This is a genomic window from Solidesulfovibrio carbinoliphilus subsp. oakridgensis (assembly GCF_000177215.2).
Classification (GTDB): domain Bacteria; phylum Desulfobacterota; class Desulfovibrionia; order Desulfovibrionales; family Desulfovibrionaceae; genus Solidesulfovibrio; species Solidesulfovibrio carbinoliphilus.
In genome coordinates, this window is record NZ_CM001368.1 from 290,205 (window position 1) to 306,551 (window position 16,347).

General features: G+C 68.2%; 16 protein-coding genes. 9 read left to right on the forward strand and 7 right to left on the reverse strand.

What is annotated here, in order from left to right:
* The first annotated feature begins 17 nt into the window (after nt 1–17).
* The 5 genes from DFW101_RS01255 (at nt 18) to pal (ending at nt 4,837) form a co-directional block, all read left to right on the forward strand.
* A complete protein-coding gene (locus DFW101_RS01255) occupies nt 18–764 on the forward strand; it encodes a MotA/TolQ/ExbB proton channel family protein (RefSeq protein ID WP_009179722.1) in 747 nt (248 codons plus the stop codon).
* A 3-nt stretch (nt 765–767) separates the two neighbouring features.
* A complete protein-coding gene (tolR, locus tag DFW101_RS01260) occupies nt 768–1,208 on the forward strand; it encodes a protein TolR (protein WP_009179723.1) in 441 nt (146 codons plus the stop codon).
* A gap of 39 nt (nt 1,209–1,247) precedes the next feature.
* Entirely contained in the window at nt 1,248–2,555 is a 1,308-nt protein-coding gene (gene tolA / locus DFW101_RS01265; protein ID WP_009179724.1) for a cell envelope integrity protein TolA, read from the forward strand.
* 189 nt (nt 2,556–2,744) lie between these two features.
* Nucleotides 2,745–4,067: a translocation protein TolB gene (locus tag DFW101_RS01270; protein WP_232286123.1), complete on the forward strand. Its 1,323-nt coding sequence runs from the start codon at nt 2,745–2,747 to the stop codon at nt 4,065–4,067.
* A gap of 254 nt (nt 4,068–4,321) precedes the next feature.
* Nucleotides 4,322–4,837: a peptidoglycan-associated lipoprotein Pal gene (gene pal, locus DFW101_RS01275; RefSeq protein WP_009107714.1), complete on the forward strand. Its 516-nt coding sequence runs from the start codon at nt 4,322–4,324 to the stop codon at nt 4,835–4,837.
* 220 nt (nt 4,838–5,057) lie between these two features.
* On the opposite strand, the gene DFW101_RS01280 is transcribed toward pal, so the two are convergent.
* Together DFW101_RS01280 and cutA are read right to left on the reverse strand one after the other, a co-directional pair.
* The gene (locus tag DFW101_RS01280) at nt 5,058–5,990 is read right to left on the reverse strand and encodes a carbohydrate kinase family protein (protein WP_009179726.1); all 933 of its coding nucleotides are present in this window, start codon (nt 5,988–5,990) and stop codon (nt 5,058–5,060) included.
* A 29-nt stretch (nt 5,991–6,019) separates the two neighbouring features.
* A complete protein-coding gene (gene cutA / locus DFW101_RS01285) occupies nt 6,020–6,337 on the reverse strand; it encodes a divalent-cation tolerance protein CutA (protein ID WP_009179727.1) in 318 nt (105 codons plus the stop codon).
* 201 nt (nt 6,338–6,538) lie between these two features.
* Between cutA and DFW101_RS01290 the strand changes: the two genes are divergently transcribed.
* From DFW101_RS01290 to DFW101_RS01305, 4 genes are all read left to right on the forward strand, one after another.
* The gene (locus DFW101_RS01290; RefSeq protein WP_009179728.1) at nt 6,539–7,189 is read left to right on the forward strand and encodes an endonuclease III domain-containing protein; all 651 of its coding nucleotides are present in this window, start codon (nt 6,539–6,541) and stop codon (nt 7,187–7,189) included.
* On the forward strand, nt 7,186–8,031 hold the full coding sequence (locus DFW101_RS01295) for a murein hydrolase activator EnvC family protein (protein WP_009179729.1): 846 nt from the start codon (nt 7,186–7,188) through the stop codon (nt 8,029–8,031). Before DFW101_RS01290 ends, DFW101_RS01295 begins: the two co-directional genes overlap by 4 nt.
* 78 nt (nt 8,032–8,109) lie before the next feature.
* The gene (locus DFW101_RS01300) at nt 8,110–9,393 is read left to right on the forward strand and encodes a S41 family peptidase (RefSeq protein ID WP_009179730.1); all 1,284 of its coding nucleotides are present in this window, start codon (nt 8,110–8,112) and stop codon (nt 9,391–9,393) included.
* A 25-nt stretch (nt 9,394–9,418) separates the two neighbouring features.
* A complete protein-coding gene (locus DFW101_RS01305) occupies nt 9,419–10,555 on the forward strand; it encodes a divergent polysaccharide deacetylase family protein (RefSeq protein WP_009179731.1) in 1,137 nt (378 codons plus the stop codon).
* Between the two features lie 176 nt (nt 10,556–10,731).
* Here the strand turns inward: DFW101_RS01305 and DFW101_RS01310 are convergent, their stop codons facing one another.
* The 5 genes from DFW101_RS01310 to DFW101_RS01330 are packed head-to-tail and all read right to left on the reverse strand — an operon-like array spanning nt 10,732 to nt 16,340.
* Nucleotides 10,732–12,123: an NADH-quinone oxidoreductase subunit N gene (locus DFW101_RS01310; protein WP_009179732.1), complete on the reverse strand. Its 1,392-nt coding sequence runs from the start codon at nt 12,121–12,123 to the stop codon at nt 10,732–10,734.
* Between the two features lie 15 nt (nt 12,124–12,138).
* Nucleotides 12,139–13,635, reverse strand: coding sequence for a complex I subunit 4 family protein (locus DFW101_RS01315; RefSeq protein WP_009179733.1), 1,497 nt, complete (start codon nt 13,633–13,635; stop codon nt 12,139–12,141).
* Between the two features lie 16 nt (nt 13,636–13,651).
* A complete protein-coding gene (gene nuoL / locus DFW101_RS01320; protein ID WP_009179734.1) occupies nt 13,652–15,517 on the reverse strand; it encodes an NADH-quinone oxidoreductase subunit L in 1,866 nt (621 codons plus the stop codon).
* The gene (nuoK, locus tag DFW101_RS01325; protein WP_009179735.1) at nt 15,517–15,825 is read right to left on the reverse strand and encodes an NADH-quinone oxidoreductase subunit NuoK; all 309 of its coding nucleotides are present in this window, start codon (nt 15,823–15,825) and stop codon (nt 15,517–15,519) included. Before nuoK ends, nuoL begins: the two co-directional genes overlap by 1 nt.
* Nucleotides 15,822–16,340: an NADH-quinone oxidoreductase subunit J family protein gene (locus DFW101_RS01330; protein ID WP_009179736.1), complete on the reverse strand. Its 519-nt coding sequence runs from the start codon at nt 16,338–16,340 to the stop codon at nt 15,822–15,824. Before DFW101_RS01330 ends, nuoK begins: the two co-directional genes overlap by 4 nt.
* Nucleotides 16,341–16,347: the final 7 nt, after the last annotated feature.

A 16,347-nucleotide genomic window follows, 5' to 3' on the forward strand; every position in this document is an offset into this window, starting at 1 on the left:
CCCACAGGTGGGTCGCAATGGACGCGCTAACGCCGCATGGCGGCTTTTGGGCCATGATGGCCAGTGCCACGCCAACGGTCATCTTTGTCCTTGGCATCCTCGGCTTCATGTCGCTTGGCTGCTGGAGCATCATTTTCGTCAAGCTTTTCACCCTGACCGCGGCCAAACGCGACACGGCCAGAGACTACACCCGGTTCCAGGAAGCCGACACCCTGCGGTCGGCCATGAACGCTCTTGGCCAGTCGCGCCAGTCCCCGGCCTTCAACGTCGGCCGGCTGGCCTTCGAGGAACTGGTCCGCATGGAGCAGGCCGACCTCGATCCCTCGGAAAAGGGCCACATCGCCATGGACAACATCCGCCGGGTGCTGCGCCAGGGCGTGTCCCAGGAGCTGGCCAAGCTTTCGAGTTCCTTGTCCTTTTTGGCCACGAGCGCCAATGCCACGCCCTTTATCGGCCTTTTCGGCACGGTCTGGGGCATCATGAACTCGTTTCACTCCATCGGCCTCATGCAGTCCGCGGCCCTGGCCGCCGTGGCCCCGGGCATTTCCGAAGCCCTGGTCGCCACGGCCATCGGCCTGGCCGTGGCCATCCCGGCGGTCATCTCCTACAACTTCTTTCTCGGCTACATGCAGGCCATCGAAGGCGAGCTGGTCAATTTCGCGGGCGCGTTTCTAAACCGCATCCAGCGCGAGGTGACCTGGACGCCGCGCGACGCCGCCGCTCCGGCCGCGCCGCACCGCCAGCCGTCGGCAGAGAGGTTCTAGGCCATGGGCATGCAGGTCGGCGGCAAGGGCCGCTTCATGGCGGACGTCAACGTCACGCCGTTTGTCGATGTCATGCTGGTGCTGCTGATTATCTTCATGGTCACGGCACCCATGATGACCCAGGGCCTGGAAGTTGATCTGCCCCAGACCCGGGCGGTCAGCGTCCTGCCCAAGGATAACGAGAGCCTGGTGTTGACCGTCAAGGCCGACGGCACGTTCTTCCTCGACAAGTACCAGGTGGAGATGGCCGACCTCGAGGGCCAGGTCCGGCAGCTCGTGACCAACCAGAAAAAGCAGCTCTTTTTGCGGGCCGACCAGGCCGTGCCCTACGGCACGGTGGTCAAGATCATGGGCGTGGTCAAAATGGCCGGCGTGGACAAGCTCGGCGTCGTGGCCGAGGAAGAAAAGACGGCCAAACCCGCTGCCGCCTCCAAAAAGAAATAGGACCCGGGCGCGGCCCGGTCGCGTCCAAACGAGTGCCCCATGCGCGTTCTCGGCTGGATATTTTCCGTTTTCCTGCACCTGACCGTGGTGCTGGCGAGCCTTGTCTTCATCAATATCGAGCCGGTGAAGTTCGAGCTCAACGTGCCGGTCTACGAGGTCGACCTGGTCAGCCTCGGCGCGCCGGGCCTGCCGCCCGGCGAGGCCGGCCTGCCGCCTGGGCCCAAGGGGCCGGGCGACCGGCCCGAACTCGGGCCCCCCGAGCCGGCCGGCGGACCCGGCGGTCCCGCCGCGGCCGAGCCCGAACTGCCGGAACCGGCCGAGGCCCCGGCCACGCCGGCCAAGCCCGCGGCTCCCGAGCCCGTGGCCGCCGTGCCCGTGGCCCCGGAACCCCAGGCACCCAAGCCCGAGCCAAAATCCGAGCCCAAGCCCGAGCCCAAGCCGGAGCCCAAGCCCGAACCGAAACCCGAACCCAAGCCCGAGCCCAAGGCCACGCCCATTCCCACGGAACAGGCCAAGCCCGAGCCCAAGCCGGATTTCAAAAAGCTCGAAGAGGCCACCAAGAAAGCCGAGGAACTGAAGAAAGTCGAAGAGGCCAAAAAGGTCGAAGAGGCCAAGAAAAAGGCGGACGAGGTCAAGAAAGCCGAAGACGCCAAGAAAAAGGCCGAGGACGCGAAAAGGGCCGAGGACGCGAAAAAGGCCGACGAGGCCAAAAAGAAGGCGGACGAGGCCAAAAAAGCCGAGGATGCCAAGAAGGCGGCCGATGCCAAGAAGGCCGAAGACGCCAAAAAGGCCGCCGAGGACGTGAAAAAGGCCCTGGACGCCGCCAAGACGGCCGCGGCCAAGGAGTCGGCGGCCCGGGAGGCCGCGGCGGGCAAGGACACCCTGGCCCAGGCCCTCAAGGACGCCAAGGCCAAGGCCGGCCAGGGCTCCGGGTCGGGCTCCGGCCAGGGCGCGGGCAAGGGCGAGGCGGGCGGCGATCCGCTGGCCAAGGCCCTGGCCGATGCCAAGCGCATGGCCGGCGGCGGCGGAGGCGGCGGCGCGCCGGGCGGCGGTGGCGGCGGGAGCGGCGTGACCATGGGCGTTTACGCCGGGATCGTGAACCGGGAAGTGAAAAAAAACTGGCGCTTCCCCCAGAGCGGGGCGAAGCAGCAGCTTCTGGCCGTGGTGGAAGTCCACATCGACAAGGACGGCCGCATCGAGAATTACCGGCTCGTCCAGCCGTCGGGCCAGGCCAGCTTCGACGCTTCCACGGTCAAGTCCGTGGCCGAGACCGAGAAGCTGCCGCCGCCGCCGGCCGGCCTCGGTGTCCTCCAGCTGCGGTTTAGTTCCCAGGAACTCGGGCATTAGCCGACAAAGGATTGCCTGCTGTTCGGGAACGGGCTATTAGGAAAAGGATGGCGGCTTCCCAGGGGGGCCGCCAAGGCCATGCGGCCTCGGGCCTTGCCGCCCGGACCGCGGCGGACGTCCCGCCGGCCTTGCCGCCGGGGCCTCTTGCATCCAACTTCAATCCAGTTTTCAGGGAATTGGACAATGACCATGCGCGCGACAAAGCGATTTACAGGCGTTCTCGGGGCGGTCGTCCTGCTGGTTGCCTGCCTCCTGTCCGGACAGGCCGGGGCCCAGCAGACATCCCTGGCCGTTGACATCCAGGGGCCGGGACAGGCCAAGATGAACCTGGTCATGGCCCGGCCCTTTGCCGGCGGCGGGCAGATGAGCCCGGCGGACAAGCTCCAGGACCTCATCAACAAGGACCTGCAATTTTTACCCTTCCTGCAACTCGTCCCCCCGTCGAACATCCCCGGCCAACTTGGCGGCGCCAAGGCCGAGCAGATCGACTTCAAGCCCTTCAGCCTGGCCAAGGTCGATGTCCTGGTCACCGCCAACTGGACGCCCGGCACAAACCTCGGCAACGTCGAGTTGCGCGCCTTCGAGGTCTATTCCCAGAAGGTCCTGGTCGGGAAGGGCTACGACGGCGTCACCGATGCCCAGCTGCCGGACATCGCGGACCGCTTCTGCATGGAGCTCATGGCCGCGCTGACCGGGCAGGGCGGATTTTTCAATTCCCAGATCGCCTTCGTGAAGCCGAGCAGCGGCAAGGGCACCGACATCTGGACCGTGCGGCCCATGGGCCGGGGGCTGACCCGCGTCACCAGCTACAACGATCTCGGCATGGCCGTCAGCCCTGCCTGGTCGTTTGACGGCCGGCGCATCGTCTTCACGCTCATCGGCTCCCGTTCCCACTATCTCGGCGTCTGGTCCGGCGGCGGCAAGCCGCAGGTCTACACCCTGCCGACCACCAACGTGGTCAGCCCCCGGTTTTTGCCGGACGGCCAGATCGCGGTCAGCCTGTCCTTGCGCGGCAAGGCCGACATCTACCTTCTGACCGGCGGCCAGCAGCCCGGCCGGGCCATCGCCTCGGGTCCGGGCATCGACGTCTCCCCCTCCTTTGACGCCTCGGGCCGGACCATGGCCTACGTGTCCGACGAGACGGGCAGCCCCAACATCTACGTGAAGGACGTGGGCGGCGGCTCGGGCCGGCGCATCACCTCCTCGGGCTACAACACCAACCCGAGCATCAGCCCCGACGGCAAGCTCGTGGCCTTCACCAAGCAGATGGGCGGGGCCCAGAAGGTCTTTGTCCACGACCTGGGCACGGGCCAGGAGACCCAGGTCACGTCCGGCGGCGGCTCGGACGAGAACCCGTCGTTCGCGCCGGACGGCTATTTCATCGCCTTCGCTTCCACCAGGAGCGGGCAGAAGAAGATCTACGTGACCACCCGGCACGGCGCGCCGCCGGTCATGGTCCCGACCGGCGACGGTCCGGCCCAGATGCCGTCGTGGGGGCCATTGCCGCAGTAGGGAGGGGCGGCTTTCTGACCATCCTGTAATGGACCCGGCCGAGGCCGGGAGAAAGCGCGGACATTGGAGACAAGGGGTTAAAAGAAGTACGCAATTACCGGAACCCCACCGCAATTCCTTGTTGCATTTTATTGCAGGAGGCGTAATTGGGGGCCGGTTCCGGTTGGTGCTTCGCCAGCCCCATCGAGAACAGCCAGGGGTAAAGCTCTTGGTTTCCAAAAGCCCGGGCGGGCAATAGTGAGGAGGAAGAAAAAATGATGCGTTCGAGGATTGTGATTCTGGCGATGTTGGTGCTGCTGCTTTCCCTGGCCGGCTTCGGTTGTGCCAAAAAGGCCGGCGGCCCCGGTGACGGTTCCGGCACGAGCTGGGAAGAGCAGGAACGGGCTCGTCTCGAGCAGGAGCGGGCTTTGCGCGAGAAGATGGGACAGGCTGCCAATGAGCTGGCCCAGATGATCAACTTTGCCTTCGACAGCTCCAACCTGACGCCCGAAGCGCGGCAGATTCTGACCCGCAAGGCCGACATCATGAAGCAGTACCCCCAGATCAAGGTGATCGTGGAAGGCAACTGCGACCAGCGCGGCACGGCCGAGTACAACCTGGCCCTCGGCGAACGCCGGGCCCAGGCCGCGGCCCAGTACCTGTCCAACCTGGGCATCCCGGCCGACCGTCTGTCCACCGTCAGCTACGGCAAGGAACGTCCCCTGGATCCGGGCACCGGCGAAGCCGCCTATGCCAAGAACCGCCGCGACGAATTCCGCGCCACGTACTAGCGTTTTCCGCCATACGGCTGAAACGGCCGCCGGGGATTCCCGGCGGCCGTTTTCTTTTCAAGGGAGGAGAAAGGCATGCCTCCGACGGCCGGGGGGAATGCTTCCCCCCGGGCACCTCGGAGAGGGGGTGTGGAGCGGGCGGGCGCATCGCTTCGGCGCACACGTCCGCCCGCTGCGTCCGGGGCGGAGCCCCGGTTCCTCTTTTCCTGCCGGGGCGATCCTACAGGTCGCCGAAAGCGGCGGCGTAGCGGGCCGTGAACTCCGGCCAGGTGAAGCGGTGTTCCTGGGTGCCGTGGTGCTCCACGGCGTAGGCGGCGGACACCGAACCGATCCTGGCCGCCTCGACCGGGGTCTTGCCCAGGGACAGGCCCTTGATGAACCCGGCCCGGAAGGCGTCCCCGGCCCCGGTCGGGTCCTTGACGTCCGCGGCGGGGCAGGCCGGAATGACGGTCTCGGCCGCGCCCTGGCGGATGACCGAGCCGTTTTCGCCAAGGGTGGTGATGACGGTGCCGGCCCGGGCCACGATCTCGGCCAGGGTCAGCTTCGTCGCGTTCTCGATCAACTGGAGCTCGTAGTCGTTGGACACGAGGTAGGTGGCGCCGGTCAGCATTTCCGTGAGCTGCTCGCCCGAAAAGGCGGTGATGTTCTGGCCCGGGTCCACGATGACCGGAATGCCCTTGGCTTTGTAGCGGCGGGGGTGGTCCTGCATGTCGGCCAGGTTTCCCGGGGCCACGATGGCCAGGGTGTCGGCCGGGTCGCAGTCGTCGACCGGATATTCGGCGCTGTGCTTCATGGCCCCGGGGTTGAAGCCGGTGATCTGGTTGTCGGACCGGTCGGTGGTGATGTAGGCCCCGGCCGTGAATTCGCTGTTGACGCGGCGGATGCCGGTGATGGCGATGCCGCAGTGGCGAAGCCAGGCCTCGTAGGCGGCGAAGTCCTTGCCGGCCGTGGCCACGATGGTCGGATCCTCGCCGAGGAGCTTCAGGCAATAGGCGATGTTGCCGGCTGTGCCGCCGAACTTCTCCTCCAGGCCGTCGACCAGGAAGCAGACGTTTAAAATATGGATCTTGTCGGGCAGGATATGGTCGGCAAAGCTTCCGGGGAAGCTCATGATGCGGTCATAGGCCAGGGAGCCCGAGACAAGGATGCGCATGGACGGATTCTCCTTAGGATATTTGGGGCTTAAGGGGCCGTTTCGTCGTCGATCCAGCCCAGGAAGTCCGGCAGGCCGGCCGCAATGGGCAGAACCACGGCGCAGGGGACCTCGTAGGCGTGCAGTTCCCTGACCTTGGCGAGCAAGGCCTCGGCCTTCTCCATCCGGGTCTTGGCGATGAGCACGGTTTCCTCGGCGGTCTCGACGGCGCCTTTCCAGCGGTAGATGGAGCGCATGCCGGGCAGGATGTTGGCGCAGGCGGCTAGCCGCGCTTCCACCAGGGCCCGGCCGATCCGTTCGGCCTCTTCGGGCGACGCGGCCGTGATGTAGACGAAGGCGGCGGGCATGGCTTCCTCCGGGCGCAAGACGGTGCGCCGTGGCAACCGCCTTACACGACGGGCCCGGCTTTGCAAAGCCGGGAGACATCGGCCGGGGCCCTCCCGACGCGCGGCCCGGCGGCCGGGGCTGTATCAAACCGGCGAAAGCGGGTAGGCTCAAGACCCCTGGCGCGACAAACACCCGGGACGGACCGGGGACGGAAACGGAGCATGAAGCGGCAACCCCTTTTTCTGGCAATGCACGCGGCCATGCGGGACGCCCTTGGTCCCGGCCGCTGGTGGCCCGACGCCTCCCCGTTCGAGATCGCGGTGGGCTCGATCCTGACCCAGAACGTGAGCTGGGAAAACGTGGAGCGGGCCATGGCCAACCTGAAGGCCGGCGGGGAATTCACGGCCGAGGCCTTGCTCGCCCTGCCGGTGGAGGAGCTGGCCCGGCTGATCCGGCCGGTCCGGTATTTCCAGGTCAAGGCGGCCCGGCTGCGCAATCTCCTGGCACTCATCGTGCACGACCTCGGCGGGGACCTGACCGCCCTGGCCCGGATGGACCTGGAAACCGCGCGCCAGACCCTGCTGGCCGTCCGGGGCGTGGGGCCGGAAACGGCGGACAAGATCCTCCTTTTCGCCCTCGGCCTGCCGAGCTTCGTGGTGGATGCCTACACGGTGCGCGTCTGCGGCCGCCATGCCCTCCTTGCCGAGGATGCCGGGTATGGCGAGGTGCGGGAGATGTTCATGGACGCCCTGCCCGAAGACCCGGCCCTTTTTGCCGAGTACCACGAACTCCTGGCCCGGGTGGGCAACGCGTGGTGCAAGCCCAAGGCGCCCCGGTGCGCCACCTGCCCGCTGGCGGCGTTTCTGCCATGAGGCGGAGGGCCCTCTTCCTGGCGGCCGTCATGTTTCTGACAGGGGCGGCACCGGCTTTCGGCCGCGACGCCGCGCGTCCGCGCCGGGAGGACGTGGCCGCCGCCCGGGCGTCCGAGCGGGAGGCCGCCCGCCGGCTGGCCGCGCTCTGGCCCGGGCAGGCGGCCGTCCTGGCCGGCCCCCCGGACGGCGGCGCGGCCGGCGCTGACTGGACCGAGGCCGACCGCCGGGCCGTGTGGATGCGCAACCTACTGGAAGCGGCCGGGCCGGACCGCCCGGCCGCGGCCCGGGATCGGTCGGAGGCGGCGGAAACCGGCCGGAAGCCGCCTGTCCCGGCCGGGGCACCGGGGCCGGCCGGGGCGGTCCGGCCCGGCCGGGCCCCGCAGGCTCCGGACCAGACCCCTGGCGCGCCCGGGCCGGCCGAGAACGGGGAGGAGGGCACCGGGCCGGCCGTGTTCACGCCCCCGGACGGCGGGTTGTCCTGGCCGATCCGGGGAAAGGTGGCTGCGGCTTTTGCCCCGCAGGCGCGGCCGCCGCGCCAGGGAGTGGTCCTGGCTGCGCCCCCCGGAAGCCCGGTTGCGGCCGCGGCCGGAGGGCGGGTGGTTTTCACCGGGGCCTTGCGCGGCCTTGGCCGCATGCTTATCGTGTCGCATGGCGATCGCCGGCATACGGTCTACGCCTGCCTTGGGCAGGTGGACGTGGCCGTTGACGACGAGGTGCCCCAGGGGGCCATCCTCGGCCGGTCGGGGTTTTGCGCAACGGCGAGAACCGCCGGAGTCTATTTCGAATTGCGTTTTCGGGAAAAAGCTCTTAATCCGGCGGAGTGGCTTGCCGCAAGGCAATAAGGCCTTTCGGACGGGAGCGAGGGATACGGCCGCATGCGCCTTTCGCACGCGGCCCGTCATGTTCCGTGGAGGAATGGTATGCGTCTTTTGACCAAAGTGTCGTGTTCCCTGGTCGTCTGCCTGGCGATGGGCTCGGTTGCCCTGGCCGCCAAACCGGAAGAGGACCGTTTCGCCCCGCTCAAGCGTTTCAGCCAGGTCATGGACCTGGTGGAGAACCACTACGTCAAATCCGTCACCCGAAACGAACTGATCGATGGCGCCATCGTCGGCATGCTCCAGCAGCTCGACCCCCATTCGAGCTTCCTGTCCAAGGAAGAATTCAAGGAGATGCAGGTCAGCACCTCCGGCGAATTCGGCGGCATCGGCATCGAGATCAGCATGGAAAACGGCCGGCTGACGGTCATTTCCCCCATTGACGACACCCCGGCCGACAAGGCCGGCATCAAGTCCGGCGACGTGATCCTCGAGATCGAGGGCGAGTCCACCCAGGACATGACCCTCGTCGACGCCGTGCAGAAGATCCGCGGCCCCAAGGGCAAGCCCGTGGCCCTGACCCTCATCCACAAGGACCAGCAAAAACCCTTCAAGGTCAAGGTGGTGCGCGACACCATCCCGATCATCAGCGTCAAGAGCAACGAAGTGGAGCCCGGCTACCTCTATGTCCGGCTGACCCGCTTCAACGAAAACACCACCAATGAGCTCAAGCAGGCCATAAGCGACTTCCAGAAGGGCGGCAAAACGCTCAAGGGCGTCATCCTCGACCTGCGCAACAATCCCGGCGGCCTGCTCGAACAGGCGGTCAGCGTGTCCGACGTCTTTTTGCCCTCCGGCCAGATCGTCTCCATTAAAGGCAAGAGCGCCGACCAGGAGAAGGTCTTCTCGGCCAAGGGCGACGGGAGCGACGTTTCCGTGCCCATGGCCGTGCTCATCAATGCCGGTTCGGCCTCGGCCTCGGAAATCGTGGCCGGTGCCCTCAAGGACCACAAGCGGGCCCTGCTCGTCGGGGAAAAGACCTTTGGCAAGGGGTCGGTCCAGACCGTCATCCCGCTTTCCGACGGCTCGGGCATCAAGCTGACCACGGCCCTCTACTACACGCCCAACGGCCGCTCCATCCAGGCGGAAGGCATCGAACCCGACTTCATGGTTCCCCTTGAGGACAACGGCGCCGACGGCGACAAGCTGGCCGCCAACCACCAGTTCCGGGAACGCGACCTGTCCCGCCATCTGGAGAACAAGAAAAAGAAGGCCGAGTCGTCCGACGATCCCAAGCAGAAGCTGATCGAACAGCTCGCGCGCGACAATCAGCTCAAGCTCGCCCTGGAATTGGTGAAGTATCTCCCCATCAAAAACTACAACCAGTAAGACGCGCCGGGCAAAGACCGCTCCCATGAAACCCGCCAAGGGGCCGGGCAAAGCTCCGGCGCGTGCCAAGGCCGGGGAGAAACGACACATCGTTCTCCCCGGCAAACCTTTTTACGCGGTCGTGGCCGGGCTGGCCCTGGCCGCGAGCCTCGTCGTCCTGGTCCTGGTGCTCTTCGGCCCGTTTCCGCCGCTGCCGACGGACCACCCGTCCCCTGCCGCCAAAGCCGGCGACATCCGGCACCTGGCCGCCGCCGCCTCCAAGCCCCGCCGCCCGGCAGGCGAACATGGCCCGGCCCGGCTCGCGGAAAGCACCCCCCGTCAGGCCGAACTGCCCTTCGAGGAGCATCTGGCCGGACGGGAAACCCCGCCCCCCAACCCCGCCCCGGCCTCGGAAGTCCGCGTGGTCATGGAAGCCGCGCCCCCGGCCGGCACGGCCGCTCCCGGACCCGCCGACACCGAACCGGACGCCCATCCCGTGCCCGGAGACGCCGGCAAGGGCCCGCGCATGGTCGTGGTCATCGACGACATCGGCGACCATCCGGTCATGGCCAGAAACCTCATGGAACTGCCGATCCCCGTCACCCTGGCCATCCTGCCCAACCGGCCGCGCACCCGGTCCATCGCCGCCCAGGCCGCCGAGCACGGCCTCGAAATCATCCTCCACCAGCCCATGCAGCCCGGCTCCTACCCCCGGGTCAATCCCGGTCCGGGAGCGCTTTTCCCCGACATGGACGAAAAGCGCATCCAGGCCACCCTCACCGACAACCTTTCCCAGCTGCCCCACGTGGTCGGCATCAACAACCACATGGGCTCGGCCTTTACCAGCGACGGCCCGGGCATGGCCGCCGTCATGCCCATCCTCAAGGCCAAGGGCCTCTTTTTCATGGATTCCGTGACCTCGGCCACCAGCGCCGCCCCCGAAGCCGCCCGTCGGGCCGGCGTGCCGTTCTACCGCCGGGCCGTCTTTCTCGACAACGTCCGCAACACCCGCACCATCCTCGGCCAACTCAAAACCGCCGAGCGCCACGCCCTCAAGCACGGTCGGGCCATCGCCATCGGACACCCCTACGGCGAGACCTACGAAGCCCTCAAGATCTGGGCCAAGGAACGCGATCCCCGCATCGCCTTGGTCACCCTCACCGAACTCGGACCCGAATTTTAAGACGTCGCCGGGATGCGGGAGGCAAGCGTACGATGCCTCCCACCCGCGTCCCCATCCTCCTTTCTGAGGTCCTGGGGGATTATCCCCCGGTGGGGCCCAGGGGCAACGCCCCTGGCGGAGAGGTCGGGAGAGAGGCCAAGCCTCGCCCGGCCGCCGGAGGCATCGTATCTTTTCCCCTATTGCCCGCCGACGAGCTTCCCGATGGCGGCCAGCAACGGGCCGGGGAAGAGGCCGAGGGCCAGGACCCCGACCGAGACGGCCCACAGGGCCAGGCTGGCGGCCGGTCCGGCCGGGGCCGGGACGACGGGGTAGGCTTCGACGCCCTCGCGCATGTAGAGGGTGGCGACGACGCGCAGGGCGTAGAAGATGCCGATGACGGCCATGAGGATGCCGAAGACGGCAAGCCCGGTGTAGCCGGCCCGCAGGGCCGCGCCAAAGACCAGGAATTTGCCGATGAAGCCGGCCGTCGGCGGCAGGCCGGCCAGGGACAGCAGGCAGAGGGCGAGGGCCCCGGCCCGCCAGGGATGGACGTAGCCGAGTCCCCGGTAGGAGCTGACGGCATCGCGGTCATGGGCCTCGCCGGAGAGGGCGCCGAGGGCCCCGAAGGCGCCGAGGTCCATGAGGGCGTAGGCGGCGAGGTAAAAAAGCGCGGCCTCGCCGCCGCCGTCGTTGACGGCCAGGGCGGCCATGGCGATGTAGCCCATCTGGCCGATGGAGGAGAAGGCCAGCAGGCGCTTGAGGCTTTTCTGGCGCAGGGCCCCGATGTTGCCGACGGCCATGGTCAGGCCCGAGGCGATGACCAGGACGGGCGCCAGCACGGCCATGGCTTCGGGCGCGGCATCGGCGCACAGGTGGAGCAGGGCGGCGGCGGTGGCGGCCTTGGACCCGGTGGACAGGAAGGCGGCCACCGGGGCGGGCGCGCCCTGGTAGGCGTCCGGGGTCCAGAGGTGGACCGGGGCCAGGGACAGCTTGAAGCCGATGCCGACCAGGGCGAGGCCGAGGCCGGCGGCCACCAGCGGCGATGCGGCGGCCAGGGAATCGGTGATCTCAAGGGTGCCGCTGCCGGCGTAGATGAGGCTTATGCCAAAAGCCAGGGCGGCCAGGGCCATGGCTCCGGGCAGGAAGTACTTGAGCGCGGCCTCGGCCCCGAGCCCGTCGGCGGTGCGGGAGGCGACCAGGGCGTAGAGGCAAAGCGAAGCCAGTTCGAGGCCAAGGAGCAGCAGCAGCCAGTTGGTGGCTTCGGCCAGAAGCAGCATGCCAAGGGCGGACCACAGGACCAGGCCGTAGAGGGAGTCGCCGGCGAAGCCGCGCCGGTCGGCGTAGCGGGCCAGCTGGCCGAGGGTGGCCAGGGTGATGGCGCTTAAAAGCCCGGCGAAAAACCGGGTCATGCCGCTGGCGGGCAGTCCCGGCCAAAAGGCCCACAGGCCGGGGACCAGGGCGAAGACGGCGGCGATGGCGGGCATGAGCCCGCGCGGCGGCACCGGCCGGACCATGGCCGCGACCAGGACGGCCAGACCGCCAAGGGCCAGGGCCAGATGCGGCAGGAGTTCAGCAAGGGTCGGGGTCATGGGCGTTCCTCATGGTCAAAAGCCGGGTCCCGAAAGGGCCGGCCAGACGTGGCCGGCGATCAGGTCCAGGGGGCCGGACACGAGCGACAGGACGGGGCCCGGGAAAAGCCCGAGCCAGAGCATGGCCAGGACCAGGGAAACCAAGAGCGTGGTCTCGCGGGCGTCGAGGTCCGGAAAAAGGGCCGACGACTGGGCCGGACCGAACAGCACGTCCCGGGCCAGACGGAGCAGGTAGGCCAGCGTCACGGCCATGCCGGCCACGGCGAAAAGGCCGGCCGCGAGATGGGCCTTGAAAAGGCCGAACACGATCATGGCCTCGCCGACAAACCCCGAGAGCCCGGGCAGGGCGGCCGCGGCCAGGACGCAGCAGAGAAAGGCCGCGCCAAAGGCCGGGGCCCGGTTCCAGAGCCCGCCCAAGACCTCGAAGCGGCGGCTGCCGAGACGTTCCCCGATCATGCCGGCCAGGGCGAAAAGGCCGCCCGAGGTCAGGGCGTGGCTGACCATCAAAAGGACCGCCCCGCCGAGGGCCAGCCGGCTGCCGGACACGATGGCGACCACTACGAGCCCCATGTGGCCGATGCTCGAATAGGCGACCAGCCGTTTCACGTCCTCCTGGGCCAGGGCCACGGCCGAGGCGTAGAAGAGCCCGGCCAGGCCGAGGAAGGTCAGGAGCGGGGCGAAGGCCAGGGCCGCTTCCGGGAAAAGGGGCAGGGCGAAGCGGATCAGCGCATAGCCGCCGGTTTTAAGGAGCAGGCCGGCCAGGATCAGGCTGCCGGCCGTCGGGGCCTCGGTGTGGGCGTCCGGCAGCCACATGTGGACCGGCACCAGCGGGATCTTGATGGCAAAGGACAGGACAAAGGCGGCGAAGAGCCAGCGGCCGGTGGTCACGGGCAGGGGCAGGCGCGTGAGGTCGAAAAGGGCGAAGGTCGGACCGTTCGGGCCGTCGGCGGCGTAGATCCCCAGGGCGATGACGGCCAGGAACATGAGCAGGCCGCCCACGGCGGAAAAAAGGAAGAACTTGATGGCTACCCGCATCCGGTCGCCGTGGCCGAAGACGCCGATCAGGAAAAAGACCGGCACGAGCTGGGCTTCCCAGAAAAGGGCGAAGAGAAAGAGGTCGGTGGCCAGAAACACGCCCTGGACCGTGGCCAGGGAGCAGAGGATGAGCGCGTGGTAGAGGGCCGGGCGCCGGGTGTCGTCGTGGCGCGAGGCGGCCATGCAGCACAGGCCGATACAGGCGGTCAGGACCACGAAGACGAGGCTCAGGCCGTCGCAGGTCAGCGTGTAGCGGATGCCGAGCTCCGGTATCCAGGCCGCGTCCTCGACCACGGGCAGGTCGGGCCGGCCGGCGGCGAAAAGAAGGACCACCAGGACGGAGAGCATAAGCTCCATGCCGGCGGCGGCCAAGGCGAAACGGCGGCAGGCGGCAACGGAACCTCGGAAAAGGGGCATGAGCATGGCCGCCGCCAGGGGCCAGAAAACGAGAAATGTCAGCCAGGGCAATTGCCGCATGATCGCTCCGGTTTCTTCAGGTCGAGCGGACCGCGAGCCAGACGAGCACAGCGGCGGCCGCGGCAAACAGGGTGACGAGGGAGGCGGCGATCCGGCCGCCGCCGGCCCGGCGCAGGCTGTCGGACAGGCCGGAGAGGCCAAGGGCCGTTCCCATGGCCGCGCCGTCGAGGACGTCTTCGTCGACGCCGCGCCAGAGAAAGGCCGAGAGCCGGAAATAGGGCCGGGCCAGGAAACGGCGGTAGAGCATGTCGAGGCCAAGGCCGGCCGTCAGCCAGCCGGCCGGGGCGCCGGCCACCTGCCTGGCCGGCCGGTAGACGAGCCAGGCCACGAGCAGGCCGGCCAGGGCGATGACGGCGTCGAGGAGCCCGATCATGGGCTCCACCTGTTCGACTTCCATGGGCACCGGGGTGGCGGTGCCGGCCAGGTAGGCGTCGAGCCAGGGACGCATGTGCATGAATTCCGGCGGGTTCACAAAGCCGTAGGCCAGGGCCAGCACGGCCAGGGGCCACAGCGGCCGCTCCATCTTGGCCAGGGCCGGATCCGAGGCCAGGGGGGCCGGCTCGGCCGGATTGGCGAAAAAGGCCACGAAGAGCAGGCGGAAGACGTAGACGGCGGTCAGCAAGGCGGCGGCCGCGCCGAGCAGGAAGACCAGGAAAAAGGGCGAACCGGGGTGGGCCAGGGTGTCGGCCAGGATCCGGCCCTTGCTGAACCAGCCCGAGGTCGGGGGCAGGGCGGCCAGGGCGGCCGCGCCGCAGGCGAAAAGGACGAAGAGGCCGGGCATCTTGCGGCGAAGGGCCGCGCCCATGCGGAAGATGTCGTGCTCCTCGTGGCAGGCCTGGATCATGATGCCGGCGCACATGAAAAGGAGCGACTTGAAAAAGGCGTGGGTCTGCAGGTGGAAAAGCGCCCCGGCCACGTCGCCGCAACCGGCGGCCACGAACATGTAGCCGACCTGGCTTATGGTCGAATAGGCCAGGATGCGTTTGACGTCGCGCTGCCCCAGGGCGCAGGCCGCGCCGTAAAGGGCCGTTGCCGCGCCGAGGACGGCGGCCGTGGCGCCGACGGACGGGGCGTAGGCCAGAAGCGGCTCCAGGCGCATGAGGAGGTAGACGCCGGCCGTCACCATGGTGGCGGCGTGAATGAGCGCCGAGACCGGGGTGGGGCCGGCCATGGCGTCCGGCAGCCAGGCCGAGAGCGGCAGCTGGGCCGACTTGCCACAGGCGGCGAAGAGAAAGCCGAAGCCGATGGCCGCAGCCATGCCCGGGGACAGACTCTCGGCTTTGGCTGCGAGGTCGGTGATGGAGGCGTGGCCGAACAGGGCGATGACCAGGGCCAGGGCGGCCACGTAGCCCAGATCGCCGACCCGGGTCATGAGAAAGGCCTTGCGCCCGGCGTCGACGTTTCCCAGCTCTTCGTGCCAGAAGCCGATGAGCGCAAACGAGCAAAAGCCCACGCCCTCCCAGCCCAGGAAGAGAAAGACCAGATCGTCGGCCAGGGCAATGACCAGCATGAAAAAGACGAAGAGGTTCAAATAACAGAAATAGCGCGAATAGGACTTGTCCTCGCGCATGTAGAGGGCGGAATAGAGGTGGATGAGCAGGGCCACGAAGGTGACGGTGACGGCCATGATGCCGGCCACCCGGTCGTAGAGGAGCGAGAAGGCGGCCGAGAAGCCGTCGAAGCCGAACCAGGACCCGAAAGAGACGTGCTCGGGCGCGACGCCGAGATTCCAGACGGCCAGGGCGGCGGCCGCGAACGAGCCGGCCACGGCCAGGGCGGCCAACAGTCCCGAGGCCCGGCGGCCGACGGCCAGTCCCCAGCCGGCCTGGAACACCGCCCCGGCCAGGGGGAAAAGGAGCATGGTGGCAAGCAGTGCGGCCATTATTCCCCCGAGAGCCGGTTGTAGCTTTCTACGTCCGCCGTGCCGCCGGAGCGCCGGCCGTGGACGAGAAGCGCCAGGCCCAGGCCCACCTCGGCCGCGGCCACGCCCATGATGATGATGACCGCAGCCTGGCCGTCGAGGTTGCCCCAGGCCAGGGCCGCGCCGACGAAAGCGATGCAGGCGGCGGTCAGCATGAATTCCACCCCGACCAGGATCATGAGGATCTGCCGCCGGGCCGCGGCGCAGACCGCGCCGACGACAAAGAGGGCGGCGGCCACGGCCAGGACATGGGATAGGGGCACGTTCATGCGGCGTGGCCTCCGGTTGTCCGGGCCTTGGGGGCCCGGCCGAAAAGAAGGGCCGCGGCCAGGGCGGCGAAAAGGAGCAGGGAGACGACCTCCACGGCCAGCCAGTAGGCGTCGAAAAGGACCGTGCCGACGGCCGCCGGGGAGGCGATGGCCGCGGGCAGCATGGTCCGGCCGGCCGGATCGGCCCCGATCAGGGCGAAAAGGGCGACCAGGCTGGCGGCGGCCAGGACCCCCGGCACCACCAGCCGGCCGGCCCTGACCGGGCCGGTGCCGGCCGACAGGCCAAGGAGCATGATGATGAAGAGAAAAAGCACCATGATGGCGCCGGCGTAGACCACCACTTCGAGGACGCCCGGCAGCGGCGCGCCAAGGACCACGAACATCCCGGCCGCGGCCAGGAAGGTGATGACCGCGCAGCACACGGCGTGCATGGGGTTTCGCCGGGTGGCGGTCAGGACGGCCGCGCCGAGGAGCACGGCGGCAAGGAGATAAAAGAGGGCGCCAAGGGCTGTCATGGTCGTG

Bases quoted from the DNA above. Each gene is read 5' to 3' on its own strand.
- DFW101_RS01310 (WP_009179732.1), bottom strand. From the start codon at position 12,123: ATGACCCCGACCCTTGCTGAACTCCTGCCGCATCTGGCCCTGGCCCTT.
- DFW101_RS01300 (WP_009179730.1), top strand. From the start codon at position 8,110: ATGCGTCTTTTGACCAAAGTGTCGTGTTCCCTGGTCGTCTGCCTGGCG.
- DFW101_RS01305 (WP_009179731.1), top strand. From the start codon at position 9,419: ATGAAACCCGCCAAGGGGCCGGGCAAAGCTCCGGCGCGTGCCAAGGCC.
- tolR (WP_009179723.1), top strand. From the start codon at position 768: ATGGGCATGCAGGTCGGCGGCAAGGGCCGCTTCATGGCGGACGTCAAC.
- DFW101_RS01290 (WP_009179728.1), top strand. From the start codon at position 6,539: ATGAAGCGGCAACCCCTTTTTCTGGCAATGCACGCGGCCATGCGGGAC.
- nuoK (WP_009179735.1), bottom strand. From the start codon at position 15,825: ATGAACGTGCCCCTATCCCATGTCCTGGCCGTGGCCGCCGCCCTCTTT.
- pal (WP_009107714.1), top strand. From the start codon at position 4,322: ATGATGCGTTCGAGGATTGTGATTCTGGCGATGTTGGTGCTGCTGCTT.
- DFW101_RS01295 (WP_009179729.1), top strand. From the start codon at position 7,186: ATGAGGCGGAGGGCCCTCTTCCTGGCGGCCGTCATGTTTCTGACAGGG.
- DFW101_RS01255 (WP_009179722.1), top strand. From the start codon at position 18: ATGGACGCGCTAACGCCGCATGGCGGCTTTTGGGCCATGATGGCCAGT.
- DFW101_RS01270 (WP_232286123.1), top strand. From the start codon at position 2,745: ATGCGCGCGACAAAGCGATTTACAGGCGTTCTCGGGGCGGTCGTCCTG.
- DFW101_RS01315 (WP_009179733.1), bottom strand. From the start codon at position 13,635: ATGCGGCAATTGCCCTGGCTGACATTTCTCGTTTTCTGGCCCCTGGCG.
- nuoL (WP_009179734.1), bottom strand. From the start codon at position 15,517: ATGGCCGCACTGCTTGCCACCATGCTCCTTTTCCCCCTGGCCGGGGCG.
- tolA (WP_009179724.1), top strand. From the start codon at position 1,248: ATGCGCGTTCTCGGCTGGATATTTTCCGTTTTCCTGCACCTGACCGTG.
- DFW101_RS01330 (WP_009179736.1), bottom strand. From the start codon at position 16,340: ATGACAGCCCTTGGCGCCCTCTTTTATCTCCTTGCCGCCGTGCTCCTC.
- DFW101_RS01280 (WP_009179726.1), bottom strand. From the start codon at position 5,990: ATGCGCATCCTTGTCTCGGGCTCCCTGGCCTATGACCGCATCATGAGC.
- cutA (WP_009179727.1), bottom strand. From the start codon at position 6,337: ATGCCCGCCGCCTTCGTCTACATCACGGCCGCGTCGCCCGAAGAGGCC.